Source organism: Stenotrophomonas sp. PS02289, assembly GCF_029960115.1.
In the GTDB taxonomy this organism is placed as follows: domain Bacteria; phylum Pseudomonadota; class Gammaproteobacteria; order Xanthomonadales; family Xanthomonadaceae; genus Stenotrophomonas.
The window spans coordinates 1-977 of sequence record NZ_JASCOZ010000342.1; the positions used below are offsets into that span (position 1 = coordinate 1).

At 67.8% G+C, this 977-nt stretch carries 2 protein-coding genes; both read right to left on the minus strand.

The annotated features are described in order from the left end of the window. Positions 1-84: 84 nt before the first annotated feature. Entirely contained in the window at positions 85-360 is a 276-nt protein-coding gene (locus QMX83_RS21515) for a DUF4031 domain-containing protein (protein ID WP_282298657.1), read from the minus strand. Positions 361-369: 9 nt separating this feature from the next. Then, complete coding sequence (locus tag QMX83_RS21520; RefSeq protein ID WP_282298658.1) at positions 370-864, minus strand: hypothetical protein; 495 nt, start codon at positions 862-864, stop codon at positions 370-372. Between the last annotated feature and the right edge of the window lie 113 nt (positions 865-977).

Consider the following 977-nt stretch of genomic DNA (forward strand, 5'->3'; position numbering starts at 1 on the left):
GCGCTACCAAATCCGCATTCGCACCGGTGACCCCGGTAGCGCCGGCCGTTGGCCGGCCCAGGCGGTCCCACCGCAGCCCGGAAATCATCCGTCGTACTGCGCCCGCGCGTTGGCGATGACTGCCTTCAACAATTCCCGGTCGGTATGCCGCGAAATGGCGCGTGCGCCCAATGCGATGGCGCGTTCGCGCATCGGGGCGGGCACGTCGTAATGCGCGCCGCTGCGGCGGTTCTGGAACGCCCGCCGTGGAATCCCGAGCTGCGCCGCCATCGCGTGCAGCTCGGGCAGGGTGTCGGCCATCAGATGCGCCCAGCGCTGGTCGCGCCAGGGATGAACCGCATCGTCGATATAGACCGTCACCGGCGGTGATCAGCCCTTGGGCTGCTCGGTGCTGTCGGCCGGAGCGTCGGCGTCGGCCGGGGCGGCTTCGGCATCGGCGCTGGCTTCAGCGGTTTCGCCTTCAGCCTCGTCGGCGGCGTCTTCCACGCCTTCGAACTCGGACACCAGCTGGGCCAGGTATTCCTCGGCGGTCTTGCCTTCGTCGGCGGCCAGGTCGTCAATCATCTGCTGCAGCTGCGGCGAGGTTTCCAGGGTGACCGGGCGGCCTTCCTTCTCCTGCACGTTGGCCAGGTGCTTGAGCATGGCCAGCATCGGCACCGGGTTGTCGGCGTTGCCCATGGTCTGGCCGCCGATGGCCAGCAGCCATTCGGTGCCCTGCAGGCCAATGGCGGCCACGACCTGGCCTTCGGCGTTCTGCAGCACGGCGTGGTTCTGCACCGGCTGCTGGCTGTTCAGGCGCTGGATCGCGCGCTTGGGCTGGGTCTTCTTGCGCTTGTCGCGCTTGGCCTTGGACTGCTTGGACATGGGATTGCGTCTTTCTGGATACGGAAAGGGCCATTGTAAGCCGCAATCCTGGTAGCGCCGGCCGTTGGCCGGCCCTCATGGCGTCGGAAACATCCCTTGGGCCGGCCAACGGC